4 protein-coding genes are annotated in these 2,648 nt (G+C 70.9%); 2 read left to right on the top strand and 2 right to left on the bottom strand.

Annotated elements, in window-relative coordinates; genetic code table 11:
• The first annotated feature begins 27 nt into the window (after positions 1 to 27).
• A complete protein-coding gene (locus tag C1I98_RS37705; protein WP_111172031.1) occupies positions 28 to 504 on the top strand; it encodes a nucleoside deaminase in 477 nt (158 codons plus the stop codon).
• A gap of 24 nt (positions 505 to 528) precedes the next feature.
• Here the strand turns inward: C1I98_RS37705 and C1I98_RS37700 are convergent, their stop codons facing one another.
• Positions 529 to 1,263 carry an alanyl-tRNA editing protein gene (locus C1I98_RS37700; RefSeq protein ID WP_111172030.1) on the bottom strand — a complete coding sequence of 245 codons (735 nt, stop codon included), beginning with the start codon at positions 1,261 to 1,263 and terminating at the stop codon, positions 529 to 531.
• Positions 1,264 to 1,378: 115 nt separating this feature from the next.
• Between C1I98_RS37700 and C1I98_RS37695 the strand changes: the two genes are divergently transcribed.
• The gene (locus C1I98_RS37695; RefSeq protein WP_233508535.1) at positions 1,379 to 2,185 is read left to right on the top strand and encodes an SGNH/GDSL hydrolase family protein; all 807 of its coding nucleotides are present in this window, start codon (positions 1,379 to 1,381) and stop codon (positions 2,183 to 2,185) included.
• 28 nt (positions 2,186 to 2,213) lie between these two features.
• Here the strand turns inward: C1I98_RS37695 and C1I98_RS37690 are convergent, their stop codons facing one another.
• Positions 2,214 to 2,522: a DUF2516 family protein gene (locus C1I98_RS37690; protein ID WP_233508534.1), complete on the bottom strand. Its 309-nt coding sequence runs from the start codon at positions 2,520 to 2,522 to the stop codon at positions 2,214 to 2,216.
• Between the last annotated feature and the right edge of the window lie 126 nt (positions 2,523 to 2,648).

Raw genomic sequence — 2,648 nt, 5'->3', positions numbered from 1 at the left:
GCTGGGGATCGGGGGGATGGGGTCGTCATGATCGGGCAGGCGGAGTTGCGCCATCTTCGGCGGTGTGTCGAGCTGGCGGAGCAGGCGCTGGACGTCGGTGACGAGCCGTTCGGGTCGGTGCTGGTCGGCGCGGACGGCACGGCGCTGGCCGAAGACCACAACCATGTGGCGTCCGGTGACCGTACCCGGCATCCGGAGTTCGAGCTGGCCCGCTGGGCGGGCGCGAACATGACCCCCGGCGAGCGCGCCGCCGCGACCGTCTACACCTCGGGCGAGCACTGCCCGATGTGCTCGGCCGCGCACGCCTGGGCGGGCCTCGGCCGGATCGTGTACGTGTGCTCGTCGGCCCAGCTCACCCGGTGGCTGGCCGAATGGGGCGTGCCGGCCGGTCCGGTACGGCCGCTGCCGGTGCGGGAGGTCGCGCCCGGCGTGATCGTCGAAGGGCCCGTGCCCGAGCTGGTCGACGAGGTACGCGAACTCCACCGCCGCTTCCACCGCAGGTGACCCTGGCCCATGGGGCAGACGGCCTCAGCCGGAGACGGCGATGCGCAGGCGGCGGAAGCCCTTGCCCTTGTTCTCGATCTTGGCGACCTTGATGCGGCCGATCTGCTTGGTGGAGGCGACGTGCGTACCGCCGTCCGCCTGGGTGTCCAGGCCGACGATGTCGACGATCCGGACATCCTGCACCGACTCAGGGACGAGGTTGGTCGCGGTACGGATGGTGTCGGGGATCTCGAACGCCTCCGCGCGCGGCAGCACCCGGACGTCGATCCGCCGGTCGGCGACCACCTCGGTGTTGCAGGCCGCCTCCACCGCCTCCTTGAACCCCTGCGGCACCTCGGGCAGGTTGAAGTCCATCCGCGCGCTCAGCGGCTCCATGTTGCCGCCGGTGACCAGAGCGCCATAATCGCGGAAGACCACACCGCAAAGGACGTGCAACGCCGAATGGGTACGCATCAGGGCGGACCGCCGCTCGTCCGCCACAGCGGCCGAAACCGTGGTGCCGGGCGGCGGCAGCGGGTCGCCCTCGGCGGGAATCAGATAGAGGTCATCGCCCTTGCGCACGCCGGCGATCCTGGTCTCCACGCCTTGCCATATCAGCACTCCGTGATCGGCGGGCTGGCCGCCTCCACCCGGATAGAATGCCGACTTGCTGAGCACGATCCCTTCTGGAGACGCTTCGAGCACCACCGCTTCCCAGTCGCGTAGATTCTGCTCGGCGAGTTCGAGGCGGAGAGTTCTTCCGTGCAGGTCGCTGCTCATAACGGCAGCTTACGGGTCCCGAGAGGCGGTTATGCGCGGTCCAGACCGAGCGCATCGCTCGTTGACGTACCGCACCATCCCCTCCCCGCCCCACCCCCTCGGCGAGGCTCCCGGCGTGCGGCGGCGCTTACCGCGAGGCAAGGGTGTGGTGCCCGCGGCGCGGGGCCGGGTCTTACGGCGGAGGCTGGCCGCGGTGGCCGGCGCCGCCGTACTGCTCGTCGCCGGGTGCGGCGGGGCGGCGCCGGAGCCGAACCGCACCACACGGGTGTCCCCGCCGTCGGTCACGCACCGGGCGCCTGTCGTGATGGCCGTCGGCGACAGCTTCACCGTCGGGTCCGGGCCGGTGCGGAGCTGGAACACCTACCTCGCCGCCGCGGCGCGGCAGCTCGGCTGGCAGCCGGTCATCGCGGGCGCGGCCGGTACCGGCTACCTCAATCGCGGCAAGGCCGGACGCAACTTCCTGGCCTCCTTCACCGAGGAACTGGCCTGGCGGCCCGCCCCGGACCTGCTGATCGTCTCGGGCGGGCACAACGACCGCAGGTGGTCCCCGGCGCGGGTATCGGCCGCGTGCCACCGGCTGCTGACCACCGTGAAGAAGCAGTGGCCGCGCACGCGCGTCATCGTCATCGGCCCGATCTGGATGACCGCCCCGCCGTCGTGGGCGGAGGGCGTCAAGGGCGCGGTGTCCTCGGCCGCCCGCCGGGCGAAGGTGCCCTTCCTGGACCCGCTGCCCGAGCTGGCGACCATGATCGACCAGCCGGAGGGGGCGGGCGCGGTGGACGAGGTGGCGAAGCAGCCGGACGCGCGGTCCGGCGGCTCGGAGCTGGTACTGCCCGACGGAGTGCATCCGACGCTGCTGGGACACCGGCGGCTGGGCAAATGGCTGGTGGACTCGCTGCGTTCGATGCCGCTGTCCGGGTGAGAGCCCTCGCTTTACCGGGGCTCTCTGCCTACCAGGGGCCGTAGGGGCCGGAGCTGCCGCCCTTGCCGATCCCCTTGACGGCGGGGCGTACGTCGGCCAGGTAGACCCCGGCCGCGATCACCGACAGGATCGACAGCAGCCCGATGGACAAGATGAACTGCACGGCGGCGGAGAACGAGAAGAGCGTGGCGAAGGCCAGAATGATCAGCCAGAGCTGCTTGGTCTGCTTCCCGGCGATGGCGAACGCCCTGGCAGGCGTGCGGATCGCGTGAATCAGCGCGAAGGCCGACATCGCGAACGCGGCGACGCCGAGCACCCAGTAGATCAGACTCAACATTCCGTGCACCGCACCCATCGTCGCCGCTCCCGTCATACCCCGGCCAGCCTACGGATCCCACACTAACGGCCAACCGATCGATCCCCGCGCTCCGAACCTCTTCCGTTACCTCCTAACGCTCCGCCC

Origin of the sequence: Spongiactinospora gelatinilytica (assembly GCF_003236385.1) — a bacterium.
GTDB lineage: Bacteria > Actinomycetota > Actinomycetes > Streptosporangiales > Streptosporangiaceae > Spongiactinospora > Spongiactinospora gelatinilytica.
This window is presented reverse-complemented; position numbering and strand designations above follow the sequence as displayed.